General features: G+C 37.2%; 14 protein-coding genes and 1 other annotated feature. Of the genes, 13 read left to right on the plus strand and 1 reads right to left on the minus strand.

Annotated elements, in window-relative coordinates; all coding sequences use genetic code 11:
• Positions 1-162: 162 nt before the first annotated feature.
• The 13 genes from ABE34_RS23460 to ABE34_RS23520 all read left to right on the plus strand — a co-directional run bounded on the left by ABE34_RS23460 (position 163) and on the right by ABE34_RS23520 (position 20,107).
• A complete protein-coding gene (locus ABE34_RS23460) occupies positions 163-1,614 on the plus strand; it encodes an S-layer homology domain-containing protein (RefSeq protein ID WP_197144819.1) in 1,452 nt (483 codons plus the stop codon).
• 19 nt (positions 1,615-1,633) lie between these two features.
• Positions 1,634-4,537, plus strand: coding sequence for an S-layer homology domain-containing protein (locus tag ABE34_RS23465; protein WP_197144820.1), 2,904 nt, complete (start codon positions 1,634-1,636; stop codon positions 4,535-4,537).
• A gap of 902 nt (positions 4,538-5,439) precedes the next feature.
• Entirely contained in the window at positions 5,440-6,804 is a 1,365-nt protein-coding gene (gene hemA / locus ABE34_RS23470; RefSeq protein WP_197144821.1) for a glutamyl-tRNA reductase, read from the plus strand.
• A 598-nt stretch (positions 6,805-7,402) separates the two neighbouring features.
• Complete coding sequence (locus ABE34_RS23475) at positions 7,403-8,230, plus strand: cytochrome C assembly family protein (protein WP_197144822.1); 828 nt, start codon at positions 7,403-7,405, stop codon at positions 8,228-8,230.
• Positions 8,231-8,248: 18 nt separating this feature from the next.
• The gene (gene hemC / locus ABE34_RS23480; protein WP_197144823.1) at positions 8,249-9,181 is read left to right on the plus strand and encodes a hydroxymethylbilane synthase; all 933 of its coding nucleotides are present in this window, start codon (positions 8,249-8,251) and stop codon (positions 9,179-9,181) included.
• The gene (locus ABE34_RS23485; protein WP_197144824.1) at positions 9,171-9,935 is read left to right on the plus strand and encodes a uroporphyrinogen-III synthase; all 765 of its coding nucleotides are present in this window, start codon (positions 9,171-9,173) and stop codon (positions 9,933-9,935) included. Before hemC ends, ABE34_RS23485 begins: the two co-directional genes overlap by 11 nt.
• The gene (hemB, locus tag ABE34_RS23490) at positions 9,932-10,912 is read left to right on the plus strand and encodes a porphobilinogen synthase (protein WP_197144825.1); all 981 of its coding nucleotides are present in this window, start codon (positions 9,932-9,934) and stop codon (positions 10,910-10,912) included. Before ABE34_RS23485 ends, hemB begins: the two co-directional genes overlap by 4 nt.
• On the plus strand, positions 10,913-12,205 hold the full coding sequence (gene hemL / locus ABE34_RS23495) for a glutamate-1-semialdehyde 2,1-aminomutase (RefSeq protein ID WP_197144826.1): 1,293 nt from the start codon (positions 10,913-10,915) through the stop codon (positions 12,203-12,205). It abuts the gene before it with no gap.
• A 411-nt stretch (positions 12,206-12,616) separates the two neighbouring features.
• A complete protein-coding gene (locus ABE34_RS23500) occupies positions 12,617-13,063 on the plus strand; it encodes a CoxG family protein (protein WP_079563128.1) in 447 nt (148 codons plus the stop codon).
• A gap of 271 nt (positions 13,064-13,334) precedes the next feature.
• Positions 13,335-14,105, plus strand: a complete 771-nt coding sequence (locus ABE34_RS23505; protein ID WP_197144827.1) for a valyl-tRNA synthetase — start codon at positions 13,335-13,337, stop codon at positions 14,103-14,105.
• A 275-nt stretch (positions 14,106-14,380) separates the two neighbouring features.
• Positions 14,381-14,658: a binding site (T-box leader), on the plus strand.
• Positions 14,659-14,783: 125 nt separating this feature from the next.
• On the plus strand, positions 14,784-17,429 hold the full coding sequence (locus ABE34_RS23510; RefSeq protein ID WP_197144828.1) for a valine--tRNA ligase: 2,646 nt from the start codon (positions 14,784-14,786) through the stop codon (positions 17,427-17,429).
• 135 nt (positions 17,430-17,564) lie between these two features.
• Positions 17,565-18,857, plus strand: coding sequence for a bifunctional folylpolyglutamate synthase/dihydrofolate synthase (locus ABE34_RS23515; protein ID WP_241747252.1), 1,293 nt, complete (start codon positions 17,565-17,567; stop codon positions 18,855-18,857).
• On the plus strand, positions 18,854-20,107 hold the full coding sequence (locus ABE34_RS23520) for a bifunctional folylpolyglutamate synthase/dihydrofolate synthase (RefSeq protein WP_197144829.1): 1,254 nt from the start codon (positions 18,854-18,856) through the stop codon (positions 20,105-20,107). The genes ABE34_RS23515 and ABE34_RS23520 overlap by 4 nt, the downstream gene beginning before the upstream one ends.
• 63 nt (positions 20,108-20,170) lie before the next feature.
• Here the strand turns inward: ABE34_RS23520 and ABE34_RS23525 are convergent, their stop codons facing one another.
• The gene (locus ABE34_RS23525; RefSeq protein ID WP_346655607.1) at positions 20,171-20,587 is read right to left on the minus strand and encodes an SRPBCC domain-containing protein; all 417 of its coding nucleotides are present in this window, start codon (positions 20,585-20,587) and stop codon (positions 20,171-20,173) included.
• Positions 20,588-20,865: the final 278 nt, after the last annotated feature.

Here is a 20,865-nt window from a genome sequence, read left to right on the forward strand (position 1 = left end):
ATTTAACCTTGAATTTTATAGGTGTGTTGATTAGGTTCATCACCAAAAGTTGGGGATGACTTTTGTTAAAAAAATCAACACACCTGACTATTTTGTAATCTTAAATAATTGACAGCTCCAGATACGGATATGCATGGAATGAAAGAGAGGAACAGAAAAAGAATGCGAAAACATTTATGTGAAATAATGTTAGTAGTTCTTGCTGTATTGATTGTTGGGGCAACTATCCCAGAAAATGTATCAGCGTCTTCATTAGAAACAACGGGTGCTGTAAAAAATGAATATACATATGAGGAAGCTGTTTTCATTACAGGAACACCTATTATATTTAAAGGCACTAGTAAAGACATTAAAATTACTCAAAAAGAATCTAAAGGAAAATTAACTGAAACATATAGTTTAAAGCTAACAGCAAGTAACGGTGCTACATTGACACGAAATATTGCCTATGAATCTGATGTTGTAGATTATGCTACGATTGGCCAAAAAACATCGAATGGTGTTGTGAAAAAGTATACAGAGAAAATTGTTGCTGGGAAAATTACCTATACATTAGTTGATTACCAATTTTCACAAGGGACTGTAACAGACAATCGTGTAGCCTCTGATTATTTCTCAGGTAATGTGATTTCGAGAAAAACGTATTCCTATCAAACTGGGACTGGAAAAAATGCAGTCCAAAATACTGTGACAATTGTTATTGATAGTCGTCATGCTGGCTATGAAAATTTCTGGGGAGCAACAGAAACACAAATTACCGAAGCTGTTTATAATTATAGCGATGGTAAGACAAGCCATGTGAAAAATCGTTTATCTACAAGTAAATCACGTGTACTTAACTATGAAGAAAACCTAGGGAGCTTAGGGAGCTTTGACGGTGGATACGCGGTAATAAGTGAAAAGGATGTAATTTCTGAATATACGTATGATTTAGCCTCTGGACAAAAAGGTACTCTTGATTTAGATACAGAATACATGCCGACAATTGAACGTTTAATCATTCCTAAGTTCCGTGATTTATCAAATCATTATGCGAAGCAAGCTATTGAAAAATTGTACTCTTTAGGTATTTACACTGATGCAAGTAATTTCTTCTCACCGAATACCCCTATGAAGCGTATTGACTTCTCGACTGCAATTGGTAAGGCAGTTGACTTGCGTGTTATGGCGGAATCGAAAACGAAAAAGTCGAAAACTACTACAAGTATTTTTAAAGATATTAAACGTACAGTAAAAGATTATGCTTATATTGAGTCTGCGGTTAATAAAGGAATTATTAAAGGTGTATCACCAGAGTATTTCAAGCCTGATCATCCAATTACTCGAGCACAAGCTGCTACGATTTATGTGCGTGCTTTAGGGCTTGAGAATAAGGCGCCAGATCCTGGTTATTTAACAAAGTTTAAGGATGATGCTCAAATTCCGGTTTACGCAAGAGACGGTATTTACATTGTCAATGAGTTAGGCTTAATGACTGGTGACCCTACAGGTCGATTTAATCCAAATCAGCCATTAACGCGTGCAGAAGCATCAGTTGTATTAGAACGTTTTTTAAATTATTTGGAAAGTGACTTAAAACAAAACTATCGAGATGACATATTGTTCTTTAATTAAAGAAAGGACTGAGCAATAAATGACGTATGCTAAAAAAGCATTTCTATCCCTGCTATGTATCGTGCTAGTCCTGATGACAGCAACTCCAGCTGTGACTCAGGCAGCTACGACAATTAGGGATGTACCAACTACTAATAGTAAATACAAAGCTATTTCATGGGCAGTCGATAATGATTTATTCAAATTGGATAGCGCTAATAATTTTTCACCTAACGAACAGCTAACTGAGCAAGAGCTTGTTGTCTTGTTTGCGAAGCTAGATCGAAACTATGCATTATCATATAACGACAGTGTAGCTTATAACTTCTATAGTGATTTTTATTTACCGTTTAATGGTACCTATACAACAGCCAATCGTTCAAAAGCTGTTACACGTGGACAATTTGCACGTATATATGCTGCATTTAGAGGTTTAGATTTAGATGAGCCTCAGGCGGTTCAATATTTATACACAAATGATATTTCAACAGGCAATACTGGTAAAAAGACGTTTGCTGATTTTCAACCTTCTACAAAGCTAACTAGAGGAGATAGTGCTGAATTATTATACCGCAGTGTACAAAACGGCAACTTTGCTGTACTAGGATTAAAACGTACGGCTGCAGGACGTGATAACGACAAAATTACATTACCTCCAGGCTTCATGGGCTCAAGCAATACAGAATTTGAAGAGCCAAAGGATAATAACAACGATTTTACTGGACCGGAATATGTTAATAATGCTCTACAAAGTATTGATGTTGAAAAACCAGATTTAATCGCAAATGACCAAGATTCAACGCTCATTACTGTATCTTTAAAAGCTTGTAATGGCGATCCAATTCCTGATGATAAATCTTATACATTCCGTGTAACTTCATCATATGGTGCCAAAATCGTTGACACATCTGGTGAAGCTGTTCGAAATGTACAATCAGATGGCTCTACTGTCTCTGCGATTGTAATTGCACCAAAATTAACAAAATCTGTCCGTGATACAATTTCATTTGAGCTTATTAATAACACAGATCCTGGTATGAAATGTCTTGTAGGTGAAAAACTGAATGCACATGTCCGTTATTCACCTCAGCCGGAAATGCGCATTGATTATCAAGTTTATGATCCAGCAAATACGGATGATGAAAATGGAAATGTAACACCTCCATATGTACCGTATGAAAAATTACCAGAGTTCTTTAAAGAAAATATTGTGAACGTCCATTGGATTGATAGAGAAGAAAAGCTATTTAGTATTGGACAACAAACAAATGTAACGAATGCTCTAGGAAATGTTGAAAATATTTATTTACAATATGGTGGCAATGATAAAAAATACCCTGCATTAGGATATGAAAATGCCATTCTACAATTTGAAAACTATAATATTTCCGTTTGGTTATTCGAAGAGATTATTGAAAAACGTTTGAAGGATTCAATTAATGATACGATTGAAATTATGTATATGATTTCAGATGATGGGCGTCCAATTTATCGAATTCAAGGAATTGATGATGCGATTGCCTCACAGGTTGAGAATATTAACCCAGTCGGTGCTATTATTCAACTTATGGGCTATATGCCAGATGAAAAAAAACTAACACTCGAGCATTATGATAGTGTCATGAAAATTTATGCTATTTTCACAAGTTTGAGTAACTATGATCGAACAGTATTATTAAAATACCAAGGTGGTAAATTACTAGGTCAAGTAGAAGCCTATAAAAAACGGGTGGAGGCGTTAAAGGAAAGCGAAGAAGCGGCATCAAGACCATCTGGTAAAGATCGTTACACAAAAGTAATGGTTACTTTAGTAAGACCAGGTGGAGAAATTATTACTGACTATCAAGGAACAGTAAAAATTAAATTTGATGGTGTTGAGAAAACAGCTTCATTTGTTACAAATACTTCGGATTACTTAAATAATACAGGAAGCCCAGGGACAGCCGTTGCGTACTTTGACTCCGTTATTTATGGAAAATCGAAAGCTGAAGCAACACTAGTAAATAAAATAGATCCTCGTTATGCAACAATCTTAAAGGATCTAAAGGATAAAACATTTACGAAGGAAATTTTTACAAATCCTTACTTTAGTAAAAATTCTTGTTCTTTAGCAACAGAAGTCGCTTACGTAGTTGATTACTCTGCTTCGATGAAAGCTTCTGACCAAACAAATTACCGTGGTAAGAAAATGATGGAAGTCATCAATCAAATTAAAGCAAAAAATAATATTGTAATTGAAACAAATACAAAAGCTACTGTTCTTGGAGAGGGAACGACAGACAATGTATTGAAAAAAGATCTATATAAAGCTTCGAAAGAGAAAGGTGCTACAGATATTTTTGCAGGTATTGAAATGGCACTGTCTAAATTCTCGAATGATTCAAAAACGTCAAAAGCTATTATTGTCGTGTCAGATGGTAAAACAAGTAAATCTAAGATGACAAAAGTGTTGAACGATGCAAAAAATAAAGGGGTTAAGATTTACACTGTAAGTATGGGTAAAAAATCACAAGTCAATGATGCAATTTTAACGCAATTGGCTGCTGAAACGGGTGGTATTTACTACCACGCAATCGATAACTTACAATTACATCAAGTTTTCCAAAAAATTATTGATGCAATTTTATGTAAAACTTCGCCTTCAAGTTGCGTGAATCCAGAAGATATATTTGAAGAAGCGACAGTAACTCTACGCAAAGGCAATATTACAATGAATGCAAGAATCGATGGTAATTGCTCAAATGTTGCAAAGGTTAATGTACGATTCCCTTCTTTAAGTGGAGATGCGCAGTTCGAATTGAAAAAGCGTAGTGATAATGTCTACATGCTAACAAAAACAGTGCAAACAATGCAGGACTTCAAAGTTAATAATGAGATTGAATTTATAGCATATGATAAAGACGGTAAAATCATAGCTACAAAAACTACGACAATTACAAATTAAACTCAAAATTAAGCTGAACTAATTCTAACAATTAGTTCAGCTTTTTTGATTTTATATACTTATTAATATAAAGTGGGGTTGATTTCTGTTCCGCCTCCAATTCAATCAACTTATCTTCATCATATATCCAAAAAAAATTTCCTAACCTTCAAAATGAAGCTTTTATTTAATTAAAATTTGGCAATTATACACCTTAAAGAAACTTTGAGGTGATGACTAATGTACAGAAATGTTTATCTTAATTTAGAATTAGGGAACAATAGTATAAGAAAGTAAATTTAGCCTTGTTAAAAATAATAATTCAACATAGACATTTTCCTTACCTCATAATAATTAAAAGAACAATAGAGTTATAAGATTTGCTTTAACTCTATTGTTTATTTCGAAAGATAAATTTACCTAAAAAACAAATAATTGATTATCCTTATTCCAACGTGAAAGTAAGTAATAGTTTGTACGTATGAATAATTAGGAATTGCCTTTTGGAATCTTCAATATCAATCATCTTTTAGTTGTTCATCACCGGGAGATAGGAATGCCTTTAATAAAACATATATCATGTGAATAAGTTGATTGAAGCGGCTCATCGGACGCCCCCAGGAAGCTTTGCTCTGTGCGAAAGCCAACAAATGTTTTATCTGTGCAAAAGCGTAGCGGAAGCAACAAAGCGCCCAGTCGGAACGGAAATCAACCACACGCTTTGGTAATGAGCCATTCAAGAGAATCTTCTGGAAAACATTAAATTTGAAACAGAACGTATAATTTGTTACACTTAGTTTATAATAATTCTAATCTAGATGACGAATTTCAGTTCTTCATGACATGTTCACAAATTATTGATGAACTCTTGTCGAACTGTGCTATAATGAGATTTGTTAATTAGAACGTGAGAGGTGTTATTCATGCATACCATCGTAGTAGGCTTGAATTATAAAACGGCGCCAGTTGAGATTCGTGAAAAGTTATCATTCATAGAGAGTGAACTACCACAGGCAATGGAAGCGCTGCAAAAGGAAAAAAGTATATTAGAAAACGTTATTGTTTCGACATGTAACCGTACAGAAATATATGCAGTAGTTGACCAATTGCATACTGGACGTCATTTTGTTAAACAATTTTTAGCAAATTGGTTCGACCTGCCTGTGGAGACATTTTCTTCGTATTTAACAATTCGTGAAGAAGATGAGGCAATCGAGCATTTATTCAAAGTGACAGCTGGTATTGATTCGATGGTACTTGGCGAAACTCAAATTTTAGGACAAGTTAGAAAAAGCTTCTTAAATGGACAAGAGATTGGAACGACAGGAACGGTATACAATCAGCTATTTAAACAAGCAGTGACATTTGCGAAGCGAGCACATAATGAAACGGCTATCGGTGAGAACGCGGTATCTGTCTCTTATGCAGCAGTTGAATTAGCAAAAAAAATATTCGGATCTTTACAACGTAAGCATGTAGCTATTTTAGGTGCAGGAAAAATGGGGGAACTTGCTATTGAGAACCTTTACGGTAGCGGTGTAGGAAAAGTAACCGTAATTAACCGTACGTTCGAAAAAGCAGAAAGCCTAGCAGCTAAATTTGACGGTGAAGCAAAATCCATGAAAGAACTACAATGTTCGCTACTGGAAGCGGATATTTTAATTACGTCTACAGGTGCAACAGATTATGTGATTGACTATGAATTGATGCAATTTGTTGAACGTTTGCGTAAAGGTAAACCATTATTTATGGTAGATATTGCGGTTCCGCGTGATATTGATCCACGTGTTGGAGATTTACCGAATGTTTTCTTATATGATATAGATGATTTACAAGGCATCGTCGAAGCAAACTTAGCAGAACGTGAACGCGCTGCTGCTGATATTTCATCGATGATTGGCAAAGAGATTGTGCAATTTAAAGATTGGGTTGCTACTCTTGGCGTTGTCCCTGTCATCTCGGCTTTACGAAAAAAAGCAAATCATATTCAAGAAGAGACAATGATTAGTATCGAAAATAAAATGCCAGATTTAACGGATCGAGAACGTAAAATTTTAAGCAAGCATACAAAGTCTATTATTAATCAATTGTTAAAAGAACCAATTTTACAAGCTAAAGAAATGGCAAATTCACCAAAAGCAAATGAACAGTTACGTTTATTCCAACAAATTTTCGGTATTGAGGATGCTGTGGAATCTGAAGTTACTGCGATGACAGAACAAGAGCTTGAACGCAAAGAACGCATACAGTCGTCACAATCTTCCACTGAACCAAAGTATTCTTTCTAACTTCTTTCAGCAAATCTCTTTTGTAGCGAGAGCAAAGCGTCAGCTACAGAAGTCTCCCACCTCTATAGATGGTGAGATGAATGCAGGTTAAAGTTACTTTTCAGCTGGTGTCCAAACTCCGCTGAAACAGAGGAACTCAGGCTAAGACCTTCACATCCTGTGAAAACGCCTGAGTGACCAACTTCGTGTTGGCCTAAAGCCTCCGGCGGATGTCACAGAATCGGAAAGGAGTGCTTAGCGGATGTTAGCCTAAGATCATCGCATTATGCGATAATGGCAAACTGACCTGCATCGGTAAAAACGCCACGTCCTGTGGCATTACCGAAATGACCGACATCGTGTCGGCCCTCGTGCAGGCCTAAGTACAAAGCCGATTCCGGACGCAATTATGCCAATGCATAATTGATAGATGTCTATGTGTTCGCGGTGCAACTTTAGAAAAGTTGTCCTTCGAGCTTTTTCCCGCGAGCGAGATTTTCTACTGATATTAAATGAGGCGTTTTCGTATCTGTATGGTAAACTAAGGATACGAAAACGTTTTTTTTTCTAGGCTAAAGTACACTACTTTAGTACTTACAATATAAAGAAGGGATGTCTATTGGCTGATTTGACGATGACAAGGCTCTATGAAGTAATGATCGTCTTGTATGCGATCAGTCTAGTATTTTACTTTACTGATTACTTTTATAAGCAAATACGAGCAAGGCGAGTTGCTTTTTGGCTTGTTTCATTCGTATGGGTAATTCAAAGTGCCATTATTTTATTAACTTTTGTGGAAACGAAGCGTTTTCCGATTTTATCCTTGTCAGAAGGGATTCTCTTTTATTCCTGGCTGCTTGTGACACTATCTATTATTTTGCACTGTATTGCACGAGTTGATTTACCGGTATTTATTATTAATATACTAGGATTTTTATTCGCTAGTATCTTTACTTTTATGCCGAAACGACCGACAGGAATAGTGAGTGATACTTTAATTTCGGAATTACTTTTTATTCATATATCATTTGCCATTTTATCGTACGCAGCGTTTTCTTTAACATTTGTTTTTGCGATATTGTATTTAGTATTATATCGTTTGCTGAAAAAGAAAAAATGGTCACATGTATGGACAAGGTTGCCATCACTACAGCAGACGAGCAACTGGATGAATGTTTCATTTTACATTGGTATTCCAGTGTTGTCTGTAAGTTTAGTTTTAGGGTTTGAATGGGCACTACTAACGCTAGAGAGTCTTTCGATTTTTGATGCGAAGATTATTGGGTCCTTTATTATATTAATTTTGTATTGCTTTATATTGTATGTGAATCGTAAAAGTAAGCTGACAGGGACAACTTATGCGTGGGTACATATATACGCTTATCTATTAGTTGTTGTTAACTTCTTTTTAGGAAGCAGTTTATCACGATTCCATTTATGGTATTAGAAGAGAGGTTGGAGACTGTTGAGAAAAATTATTGTAGGTTCTAGGAGAAGTAAGCTAGCTTTAACACAAACAAATTGGTTTATCAATGAGTTAAAAGCAGCTGGTGTACCATTTGAATTTGAAGTGAAAGAAATTGTCACGAAAGGTGACCAAATTTTAGACGTGCAACTATCTAAAGTAGGTGGTAAAGGGCTTTTCGTCAAAGAAATTGAACAAGCTCTTTACGACAAAGAAATTGACTTTGCTGTCCATTCTATGAAAGATATGCCTGCAGTATTGCCTGAAGGATTAGTCATTGGCTGTATTCCACCACGTGAAGATGCGCGTGATGCTTTTATTTCAAAAGGACATGTGAAATTTGCCGACCTTCCAGCAGGAGCTGTTGTTGGGACAAGTTCTCTTCGTCGCAGTGCTCAACTTTTAACTGTCCGTCCAGATATTGAAATTAAATGGATTCGTGGAAATGTAGATACACGCTTAGCTAAACTTGAAACTGAAGAATATGATGCCATCATTTTAGCAGCGGCTGGTCTAAAACGCCTTGGCTGGAGCGATGATGTAGTTACTGAGTTTTTATCTGTTGAGGATTGTCTACCAGCAGTAGCACAAGGATCTTTAGGTATTGAATGCCGTGGAGACGATACAGAACTATTAACGGAATTAGGCAAGTTAACAGATAGCATTACATGGCAAGAAGCGCATGCAGAACGTGCTTTCCTAGCGGCTATGGATGGCGGCTGTCAAGTGCCTATCGCAGGATATGCAAAGTCTAACGGGGAAGAAATTACATTAACTGGCCTTGTTGCTGCACCAGATGCTTCAGTTGTTTATAAGGAAACAGTTGTTGGCTCTGATGCGGAAGCAGTTGGGAAAGAGCTTGCTGAGATTTTAACGAAGCAAGGTGCTTTTGAATTAATTCAACGAGTAAAGGCAGAGCAAGATGCAAAATAATTTACCTTTAGAAGGTAAAACTATTATTTTGACAGGTACATCTAAGACGACAACCATACTAGATGACATTACAGCATTAGGTGGTCAAGCAGTGATTGCCCCTTTGATTGAAACTTGCGAGCTGATCGATAAAAACGATGATGTGCAATTAAAGTTTGCACGTCAATTTGAATGGCTCATTTTTACGAGTCAAAATGCGGTAGAAGCTTTTGCCAACAAGATGCAACGCTTTAATGTAAATGCAGCATATTTTCAAGGCAAAATCGCTTCTATCGGTACTAAGACTACTACAGCCTTAGAAAAGCTAGGATTCCATGTGAGCTTTATGCCTTCTATATTTAGTGCAGATGTATTTGTTCAAGAATTTCCTGATGTGGTAGTAGGGAGCAATCCTACTTGTCTATTTATTCGTGGAGAAAAAGCGAAAAATACATTAAAGGAAGGTCTGCCCTTTACATTGAAGGAATGGACAGTTTATGAAACGATTGAGCGACATGATCAAAAACAATTAATAACTGAATGTATCCGTACGAATAGCGATGTCACAGTGATTTTTGCTAGTCCTTCTGCTGTTGATGTATACGCAAAGGATATAGCATCGGTAATTGGTTGGGAGGCAGTACATGTAGCAGTAATCGGTCATATTACAGAAGCAGCTATTGTAAATCACGGTGCTATTGTAGATATTATGCCGAGCGTATATACAATGCAAGCAGTCATCGAGGAAATAACGAAAGTAGGAGAAAGAAAATGACAAAATTACAATTTCAAAGACATCGTCGTTTGCGTGCAAATGCTGCTATACGATCAATGGTAAAAGAAACATACTTACACAAAGAGGATTTAATATATCCGATTTTCGTTATGGAAGGCGAAAATATTAAAAATGAAGTCCCTTCTATGCCAGGAGTTTTTCAATTTTCATTAGATAAACTTGAAGCTGAGATTGATGAAGTTGTTGCTTTAGGTATTCCTGCTGTTATTTTATTTGGCTTACCTGCAGAAAAAGATGCAGTTGGAACTGGTGCTTTCCATGATCATGGTATTGTGCAAAAAGCAACACGACTAATTAAAGCTCGTTACCCAGAACTTTTAGTCATAGCGGATACATGCTTATGTGAATTTACAGATCATGGCCATTGTGGCTTAATTGAAGGCGATCAAATTTTAAACGATCCTTCATTAGATGTTTTAGCACGTACAGCAGTATCACAAGCGAAAGCAGGGGCGGATATTATCGCTCCATCTAATATGATGGATGGATTTGTAGCAGCCATTCGTGCGGGTCTAGATGAAGCAGGTTTTGAAAATGTTCCGATTATGTCATATGCCGTAAAATATGCATCTAGCTATTATGGTCCATTCCGAGATGCAGCTGATGGTGCACCTCAATTTGGTGATCGTAAATCATACCAAATGGATCCATCGAATCGTATGGAGGCATTCCGTGAAGCGGAATCAGATATTGAAGAAGGTGCAGATTTCTTAATCGTTAAACCAGCTTTAAGTTATTTAGACATTATTCGTGATGTGAAAAATAATTATACATTACCGATTGTTGCATACAACGTTTCCGGAGAATATGCAATGATTAAAGCAGCGGCTATTAATGGCTGGATTGAAGAGAAAAATGTAGTGCTTGAAACGTTACTTAGCATGAAACGTGCAGGTTCAGATTTAATCATTACGTATCATGCTAAAGATGTTGCACGTTGGTTGGAGGAGAAATAAATGACGCGTTCTTATGAAAAATCAAAACAAGCATATGCTGAAGCAATTAACCTAATGCCAGGTGGTGTTAGTAGCCCAGTACGTGCATTCAAATCCGTAAATATGGATCCAATCTTCATGGAATCTGGTCACGGTGCTATTATTAAAGATGTTGATGGCAATGAATATATTGACTATGTATTATCATGGGGACCTCTAATTTTAGGTCATACGCATCCAGAAGTTGTACAAGCAATTGCAGAAACAGCAGCGAAAGGCTCCTCGTTTGGAGCACCAAGCTACACAGAAAACCAATTAGCCAAATTAGTATTAGATCGACTACCTGGAATGGAAATGATTCGCTTCGTTTCTTCGGGGACAGAGGCTACGATGTCAGCTTTACGAGTAGCTCGTGGTGTTACAGGGCGCGATAAAATTTTAAAATTTGAGGGCTCTTATCATGGTCATGGAGATTCCTTGCTTATTAAGGCTGGTTCTGGGGTAGCTACATTAGGCTTACCTGATAGCCCTGGTGTTCCAGCAGATATTGCACGCAATACTTTAACAGTAGCGTACAATGACTTAGAAGGGGCTAAACTAGTTTTCGAAAAGTTTGGTTCAGAGCTTGCCGCAGTAATTGTTGAGCCAGTCGCAGGGAATATGGGCGTTGTCCCTCCACAACCAGGCTTCCTACAAGGCTTACGTGAATTAACAAAGGAACATGGAACATTGTTAATTTTTGATGAAGTTATGACAGGCTTCCGTGTTGATTATGGCTGTGCACAAGGTTATTTTGATGTCACACCAGATATGACAACATTAGGTAAAGTTATAGGTGGTGGACTTCCTGTTGGAGCATTTGCAGGGAAAAAAGACATTATGGAGCAGGTAGCACCTGCTGGTCCAATCTATCAAGCTGGGACATTGTCAGGGAATCCATTAGCGATGACAGCTGGCTATGAAACATTAACTCGCCTTGATCATAGCTCTTATGAATACTTCAAAAAGCTAGGAGATCAATTAGAGGCTGGTTTCCGTGAAGCAGCAACGAAATACAATATTCCGCATACTGTAAATCGTGCTGGTTCAATGATAGGATTCTTCTTTACGAATGAAGATGTTATTGATTTTGATTCAGCAAAAACGTCAGATTTGCAATTGTTTGCTGAATACTTCCGTTTAATGGCAGAAGAAGGTATTTTCTTACCACCATCTCAATTTGAAGGTTTATTTATTTCTACTGCACATACGGAGGAGCATATCTCAAAAACAGTTGATGCTTTCCATAAAGTATTTGCACAATTAGCAAGATAATAGGCTGATAAAAAATAGCATGCTAGAAGTATTTTCTAGCATGTTATTTTTTGTTGTTTACTCCAAAACGTGTGGTTGATTTCCGTTCCGACTGGGCGCTTTCCTGGGGGCGTCCGATGAGCCGCTTCGCTTCGCTGCAGGGTCTCATCTGTGACGCTATTCCCCAAGGAGTCGCCCAGTCTCCACTCCAATCAACTTTTACATAGTAGACGTTTTACCAAAAGTCATCCACAACTTTTGGTGATGAACCGCAAAAATATAAGCCATTGCAGATAAACCGTTAAATGACAATCAATGTATGTTCGTTACCGCTTGAAAAATTTTTATTAAAATTATAACTTTCAGCATAGCCAAATTGTGGGCGAAATCGTATATAATAGAGCTATTCGTAAAAGAAAGTAGTGAATTGATATGGCAACTGGCACACATATGGTCGAAGTACCTGTAGGAATTGAAAATGTATGGGATTTCGTCAGTGATATGGAAAAATGGGCAAAACTTGTCCCGGGTTATAATGCACATGAAATGATTGATGAAAAACATTCAACATGGACGTTTAAAGGCAATGTTGGTGTTCTGAAAAAAACAGTACAAGTAGAGATTACTATTTTAGAATGGGCAGCGCCTTCTAAAGTCACATTCGAATTAAAAGGAATTTCTGATAACTTTTCAGGAAACGGTTATTTCCTAGCAGAAAGTATTGATGCAGAAAATACAAAAATGACAGGCTTCTTGGAAGTAACAGCAGGAGGATTAGCGGGTCCTGTTTTAAATCCAATCTTTAAGCCAATCGTACCAAAAGCAACACAAATGTTAACAGACCGTGTAGCAAATAAAATTAAATTGGTGAATGTATAATAACGATTGCACACCAGTAAAAGGCAAGCTAGAGAATTTCTAGCTTGCCTTTTTTCTGTTACGGCAGGCGCTTTTCTTAGGGACGTCCGATGTACCGCTTCCCGTGGGCACTATACAAAATCCGAACGCATTGTTTTTTTGCGCGAGAGTAAAGAGACAGCTACATAATATACACCAAGACGAAATTGATTCATCATCCTATAGCATACTATCCTTCGGAGCTTCATATGATGCAAGAGGAGGGATTATTATCGAACATAAAACTTGGAATATGAGTGAAACTTTTTGTTTTCCTGGTTATGGCTGCCCAACAGAAATAGCAGCTGTACAAATTAAGCCACGGTGGCAGACTACGCAGTTAGAAGATTCTCTACGTTTGACGGGTATTTATCATATCACAGCACATGTTCGTTTTGATTTTCAAGACATGCAAGCTTACATGGGTGATGATGAATTAGTACAAATCGATACGCTAGATATTCAAGGAGATACTGGTTATTTTGAGTATGCAGTTCCTTTAAACGTAGATTTGCCAAAGGATGCAGCTATTGAAGATTTAATGGTAAAGGATATTCGACCTGTTTTGAGGAATCAGATGTGTCAGCTTGAGTGGACGGTAACGAGTGCTTTTAATGAGCCTGAGCTTGCGTTAGAAAAAGCGCACGTTTTTGAAGAACAGTCTGTCAATGCCTCAGCTCAAATTGAGAAGGGGGACCTTGTAAAAGAAACGGCACAAGTAAAACAACCTACAACTGCAGTAGCTTCGAATCAAGAAGAAAAAACTGTAACTGTAGCAGCTTCAGCACAAGAGGAAAAATCAAAGACTGTTTCATTTGCAGTTCAAAAAGAAAAGTCTGAAGCAATAGTAGCTTCAGACAAAAAAGAAAAGCCTGCATCAAAAACAATGTTGAGGGAGTCCTCAAGTAATATTGTAGTCCGTGAATCTAGTTCCTGGCATGAAGTGCCATCGATGATCTGGGATTTAACCGAAGACTATACACCGCTAAAGGTTCGTGTTTCAAATGATTTCATTCAAAAGTAAATAGCATAGAAGTAAAAGGAGCAATAAAATGATGAAATCCCCAGATGTTGGAATGATGATGACACGTATAAACTGAAAAGCACAAATTGGAACAATTATCGTTTTGCAATAAAAACGAAATTGTCGTAGCCATGGTGGTAAAAGCCAAGGGTTATACTTACGTCGTCGCATTTGAATTTTCACTTCCTTTTCTAGTAGTGCTTCCTAAAAAATGACTAAATCACTTGAAAAATTGCACGATTTTGGGGTACAATGTGAAAAAGTTGAATATAAATGCAAATGCTATGACAGGGAAGAGTAAATTATTTGTACATTTTAAGAGAGGAAACGGTAGCTGAAAAGTTTCTATTTGTACCTAGTTGAATGTAGCCCTCGAGCAGCTTTAGTGAACTAACAGTAGTTAAAGCCGGTTGAACACCGTTACCGAATTGAGAGCCAGTAGTAAAGGCTTAAGCAAGTAGTACATTTTTTTCTGATGAAATGTATGATAGCTTAACTCGCCTCTGCTGGAATTAAAGGTGGTACCGCGAACTTAAACTCCTTCGTCCTTTTTGACGTTAGGAGTTTTTTTTATTTTTATTAATCTTCTTGTTAATGTCTTTTTACTGAGACTTAAAAAAGAATGATTGGTACGATCTCACACTAAAAAAAATTATTAAGTTAACAGGAGGAGTCAAAATGACAGAAAACATTTCAATGCCAACAAAATATGATCCACAGTCCATTGAAGCAGGTCGTTATGAATGGTGGTTACAAGGGAAATTTTTTGAGGCGCAGCCTACAAGTGAAAAGGAGCCTTATTCTATCGTTATTCCACCACCGAATGTAACAGGTAGACTACACCTTGGCCATGCTTGGGATACAACATTACAAGATATTTTAATTCGTATGAAGCGCATGCAAGGTTATGATGCACTTTGGTTACCAGGAATGGACCATGCAGGTATTGCGACACAAGCAAAAGTAGAAGCAAAACTACGAGAAGAAAATATTACACGTTATGATTTAGGTCGTGAAAAATTCCTCGAAAAAACATGGGAATGGAAAGAAGAATATGCTGGGCATATTCGTGATCAATGGGCGAAGCTTGGTCTTGGATTAGATTACTCTCGCGAGCGTTTCACACTTGATGAAGGTCTTTCTGATGCAGTTAAAACTGTTTTCGTTCAATTATATGAAAAAGGCCTAATCTATCGTGGCGAACGCATTATTAACTGGGACCCTGCTGCAAAAACAGCATTATCAGATATTGAAGTTATCTATAAAGATGTTCAAGGTGCATTCTATCATATGAAATACCCATTAGCTGATGGCTCAGGATACGTGGAAGTAGCAACTACACGTCCTGAAACAATGCTAGGTGACTCTGGGGTAGCTGTTCACCCGAATGATGAGCGCTATCAACACTTAATCGGTAAAACAGTTATTTTACCAATCGTAGGTCGTGAAATTCCAATCGTAGCAGATGACTACGTAGATTTGGAATTCGGTACTGGGGTTGTAAAAATGACACCAGCACACGATCCTAATGACTTTGAGGTTGGTAACCGCCACAACCTAGAACGCATTCTTGTTATGAATGAAGATGGTACTATGAACGAGCTTGCTGGCAAGTATAACGGTATGGATCGTTTTGAATGCCGTAAGCAAATCGTAGCTGATTTACAAGAAGCTGGTGTGCTTATCCGTATTGAAGAGCATACACATTCAGTAGGACACTCTGAGCGTTCTGGTGCTGTTGTAGAGCCATATCTTTCTGCACAATGGTTCGTTAAAATGCAACCACTTGCTGATGCTTCACTTACTCTTCAAAAAGATGAAGAAGGGCAAGTAAACTTCGTACCATCTCGTTTTGAAAACACATATTCTCGCTGGATGGAAAACATTCGTGACTGGTGTATCTCTCGTCAATTATGGTGGGGTCATCAAATCCCTGCTTGGTATCACAATGAAACAGGTGAAGTTTACGTAGGTATAGAAGCACCAGCAGATGCAGAAAATTGGACGCAAGATGCAGACGTATTAGATACATGGTTCTCGTCTGCACTATGGCCATTTTCTACAATGGGTTGGCCAGATGAGACGAACGAAGAATATAAACGTTACTATCCAACAAGCACACTTGTAACTGGTTATGATATTATTTTCTTCTGGGTTTCTCGCATGATCTTCCAAGGTCTTGAATTTACAGGTCAGCGCCCATTCAAAGATGTATTAATTCACGGTTTAGTACGTGATGGAGAAGGACGCAAGATGAGTAAATCACTTGGCAATGGTGTAGACCCTATGGACGTTATTGATCAGTATGGTGCTGATTCATTACGTTACTTCTTAGCTACTGGATCTTCTCCTGGTCAAGATTTACGCTATACAACTGAAAAAGTAGAGTCAGTATGGAACTTTGCAAATAAAATTTGGAATGCCTCTCGTTTTGCTTTAATGAATATGGAAGGTATGACATATGATGAAATCGACTTAACTGGTGAAAAATCAGTTGCCGACAAATGGATTCTTACTCGCTTAAATGAAACAATTGAACGTGTAACATCTCTTGCAGAACGTTATGAATTTGGTGAAGTTGGCCGTGAGCTTTATAACTTCATTTGGGATGATTTCTGTTCTTGGTATATTGAAATGGCTAAATTACCGTTATATGGTGAAGACGAAGCAGCTAAGAAAACGACTCGTTCTATTTTAGCTTACGTTTTAGACCAAACGATGCGTCTATTACATCCATTCATGCCATTCATTACAGAAGAAATCTGGCAGCACTTACCTCATGAAGGTGAATCAATTACAGTGGCAGCATGGCCAACTGTTCGTGCGGATCTTCATTTTGCAGAGGAAGCAGACAATATGAAGCTCCTAATGGATATTATACGTTCAGTACGTAATATTCGTGCGGAAGTAAATACACCAATGAGCAAAAAAGTGCCTCTATATATTTCAGCGAAGGATGCTACTACGGTTACAGTACTAGAAGCAAATAAAGCATATTTAGAAAAATTCTGTAATCCAGAATCACTAACAATTGGAGAAAACTTAGAAGCACCTGGTCAGTCAATGACAGCAGTAATAACTGGTGCTGAACTATTCCTACCACTTGTTGGACTTATTAATCTGGAAGAAGAAATTGCTCGTCTTGAAAAAGAATTAGAAAAATGGGCAAAAGAAGTGAAGCTTGTGAATGGTAAGTTATCGAATGAAAAATTCGTGTCTAAAGCGCCGGAAGCATTAGTTAATGCGGAGCGTGAGAAATTAGCTGATTACGAAAGTAAACATGCGGTTGTATTAAAACGTTTAGAAGAACTAAAAAATATGTAAGACTGAGACAGCGGATGGCAATCGTCATCCGCTGTTTTTTTTCTTTCATTCAAGTGTAAGTTTTTACGAAAAATATGTGTATTAGGCGCTACTTATACTAAAATAGAGATAATGTAGTAAGAGGGAGTGTTTCTTTTGTTTAAAACGATGAAAGAATGTACAGATTTTATTTTTACGTTAAAGGCAGTTGATCATAAACGTGCTCCGCTCGTATTGATGCGAGAGGTGTTAGCTTTTCTTAATAACCCACAGGACAAGCTACGTGTTATCCATTTAGCAGGCTCAAATGGAAAGGGGTCAACAGTAAATGCGCTAAGAGAAATGTTACAACTTACTAGCTACAAAGTAGGCGCCTTTACTTCACCTCATCTAGAGCGTGTTAATGAACGTATGACTATTAATGGTATGCAAATTAATGATGCACAATTTTTACACTATATGAACAAAGTTGCTGAGATTATTGAGACACATTATGAAGGTGAATTTCCGAGCTTTTTTGAAGTGGTAACACTTATTATGTTCCAATATTTTGCGGATGAAGAAGTGGATTTTGCGCTGATTGAAACGGGACTTGGTGGACGTTTAGATGCTACGAATGTCGTTACGCCTCTAATTTCAATTATTACAACGATTTCATTAGAACATACTGCGTTTTTAGGGGATACGGTAGCTAAAGTAGCGTTTGAGAAAGCGGGAATTATTAAAGAAAATGTACCTGTTGTAGTGGGTGTTAAAAGTGAAGAGGCACTTCCTGTTATTCGTGAGGTAGCAAATGAGCGTCATGCCCCATGCTTTGTTTTAGGGGAGGATTTTACGGTTGAAAATATTGAACAAGGAACTGATTTGCAACATTTTAATTACCGTAAAGCAAATTTGGAGATGGAGTCTATCTCATTAAAAATGGCTGGTCAGCATCAAATAAATAATGCAAGCGTTGCGATTACGGCGATCCTAACGTTAAGAGAAAATGGGGCCGTTGATATTTCAGATGCATCAATCCGTCAAGCTTTGGCAAAAGCTCAGTGGGCAGGCCGTTTTGAGCAATTACCAGGCGCTATTATATTAGATGGGGCACATAATCCTGAAGGAACTGCGGCATTAATTCAAACTCTTAAAACGGTTTATCCGCAGCAAAACTATCGATTTATATATGCGGCATTATCGGATAAAGATCATGCACAAAGTATTGCTTTAATGGATAGTATTGCTACATCAATTGCATTTACACAAATTGAGCTTCCGAATGCTATGCCTGCTGATCAATTAGTTGCATTATCTACAAATACGAATAAAATATATAATGCGAATTGGTGTGAAATGGTTCAAACGATGTTACACCAAAGAAATGATGATGATGTTATCGTCATTACAGGCTCCTTGTATTTTATAGCTGAAGTTCGACAATGGCTACAGGGGGAACAAAGATGATCCCTAAATGGAATAGCTATAAGGAAAAATGGAATGTTCAGAGTGATGATGTTATTAAACCTGGTTTAACTGCGATTGAAGAAGCATTGGCACGAGTAGATAATCCAGAAAATAAATTGCAAGTCGTACATTTAGCAGGGACTAACGGTAAAGGCTCGACACTTACTTTTCTAGAATCAATCGCTAAGGAACATGGCTTACGTGTTGGTAAATTTATGTCTCCTTGTATTTTGGACGTGCATGATCAAATTCAAGTAGAAGGTCAAGCTATTTCTGACGCTGAAATGGATCTTGTATTCCAACAAATGCAGATAGCCGGACTTAGTGGCAAACTAACAGATTTTGAACTTTTAACGGTTGCAGCGTTTTTACATTTCGTTGCTAGTAATGTAGATATCGCCCTTATTGAAGCTGGTATGGGTGGCTTACTTGATAGTACGAATGTGGTCACACCAATTGCCTCTATCATACCGAGTATCGCATTAGAGCATACGAATTTTTTAGGAGATACGATTGAAAGTATTGCCTATCATAAAGCCGGAATTATTAAGTCGTATCATCCAGTTATTATCGGCGATTTACCGTTAGAAGCGAAAAATATAGTTTATCAGGAAGCCAGCAAAAAACATGCCTCCGTTTTTGAGCTAAATCATCAGTTTTATGTGGAACAAGAGAAAGATGGAGAGAGCTATGTGCATAATGACAATGGCCTCCGCATTACAAAGCTTACACGCACTATTAAGGGAGCACATCAGGCGAATAATATGGCACTTGCTATTACAGCCTTCTTCGAAGTAGCAACCTCATTGGAGTTACAAGTTAGTGAAGAAGCTATTCAAAAAGCTGTAAAAAATGCAACCATTTTAGGACGTTTTGAAGAAATTATGCCTTATATTGTTTTAGACGGTGCGCATAATCCAGCGAGTGCTGAGAAATTAATAGAAACGATTAAGCAGGAGTTCCCAGATGACCAGATTACTTTTGTGATTGGAGTTCTTGCAGATAAGGCTGTAAAAGAGATTTTGCAACTATTTGAGCAAGTAAGTGATTGTTTTTACTTTGTTGATTTTGATAATCCCCGTGCGATGGCTGCTCACAACATGCTTGAGCTGTCCAACGCCTCTCATAAGGCAGTTTTAGAAGATTATGTGCAATTTTTAAAACGACAGACAGCAAGTAAATCGAGGACGATTGTATCGGGTTCATTGTATTTATTAATGGAAGTACGTGGTAGATTAAAAAACAATTAACATGTAGTTAGTATATTTCCAGTATAAATCAGGTACTCATTAAAAAATGAGTACCTGATTTTTTCAATTGGTTATTCTCTTTTTGAGTTCCGTAAGTACTTTTTCCCAATATTTTTTCATTTCTTCTCTTACATTCTGATCAGAAAGTTTTTCTTGATGAAAGCTAATTGTAGTTTTATTACTTGCCCCCGGAATAATACGAACTTGTACGGTTGATGCCTTTTCCCATCCTACCTTTTGCCAAGTTAGGCGAAGTTGTTGTAAAGGTTTGACTACGCGTATTTCTCCTGACCCTAATTTCGTAATATAGTTCTGTCCTGGTTCAAGGATAATGGACATACTCTCTCCTAACCATACGTTTAAGCCATCTTGTGAAGTAACTAGGTTCCAAGCTTCCTCTTGGGAAATCGGGAACATCCTTCTAACACCTACTTGAAATCCTACTGTTTTTGTTTGTCCAATAATTTTCGGATTATCCACCTTCTTACCTCCATTACGAATATTCGTCTGTAAATAATATTATTTCTAGTTCTACTTTCTATTTCCTTGTACATCCTCAAATTTTTTGGATGAAATTTTTTTGTTAAACAGTTAGAAGCCTTTGATAGAGGTACATAAGAGTAGTATAAAAAATCCACCTTTTTTTAGTAAATCTTTTGTTACAAAAATATTTAATTTTGCAGTAAAACCTCGAAAATAACTAGTAATTCAAAATGTAGTAAATTCGCATTTACACATCCTTTTATACATATACTTAT

This window comes from Lysinibacillus sphaericus (assembly GCF_015844675.1).
In the GTDB taxonomy this organism is placed as follows: domain Bacteria; phylum Bacillota; class Bacilli; order Bacillales_A; family Planococcaceae; genus Lysinibacillus; species Lysinibacillus sphaericus_E.

Excerpts from the sequence above, each read along its gene's own strand:
- ABE34_RS23460 (WP_197144819.1), top strand. The coding sequence starts at position 163 with ATGCGAAAACATTTATGTGAAATAATGTTAGTAGTTCTTGCTGTATTG.
- ABE34_RS23465 (WP_197144820.1), top strand. The coding sequence starts at position 1,634 with ATGACGTATGCTAAAAAAGCATTTCTATCCCTGCTATGTATCGTGCTA.
- hemA (WP_197144821.1), top strand. The coding sequence starts at position 5,440 with ATGCATACCATCGTAGTAGGCTTGAATTATAAAACGGCGCCAGTTGAG.
- ABE34_RS23485 (WP_197144824.1), top strand. The coding sequence starts at position 9,171 with ATGCAAAATAATTTACCTTTAGAAGGTAAAACTATTATTTTGACAGGT.
- hemB (WP_197144825.1), top strand. The coding sequence starts at position 9,932 with ATGACAAAATTACAATTTCAAAGACATCGTCGTTTGCGTGCAAATGCT.
- hemL (WP_197144826.1), top strand. The coding sequence starts at position 10,913 with ATGACGCGTTCTTATGAAAAATCAAAACAAGCATATGCTGAAGCAATT.
- ABE34_RS23500 (WP_079563128.1), top strand. The coding sequence starts at position 12,617 with ATGGCAACTGGCACACATATGGTCGAAGTACCTGTAGGAATTGAAAAT.
- ABE34_RS23505 (WP_197144827.1), top strand. The coding sequence starts at position 13,335 with ATGAGTGAAACTTTTTGTTTTCCTGGTTATGGCTGCCCAACAGAAATA.
- ABE34_RS23510 (WP_197144828.1), top strand. The coding sequence starts at position 14,784 with ATGACAGAAAACATTTCAATGCCAACAAAATATGATCCACAGTCCATT.
- ABE34_RS23520 (WP_197144829.1), top strand. The coding sequence starts at position 18,854 with ATGATCCCTAAATGGAATAGCTATAAGGAAAAATGGAATGTTCAGAGT.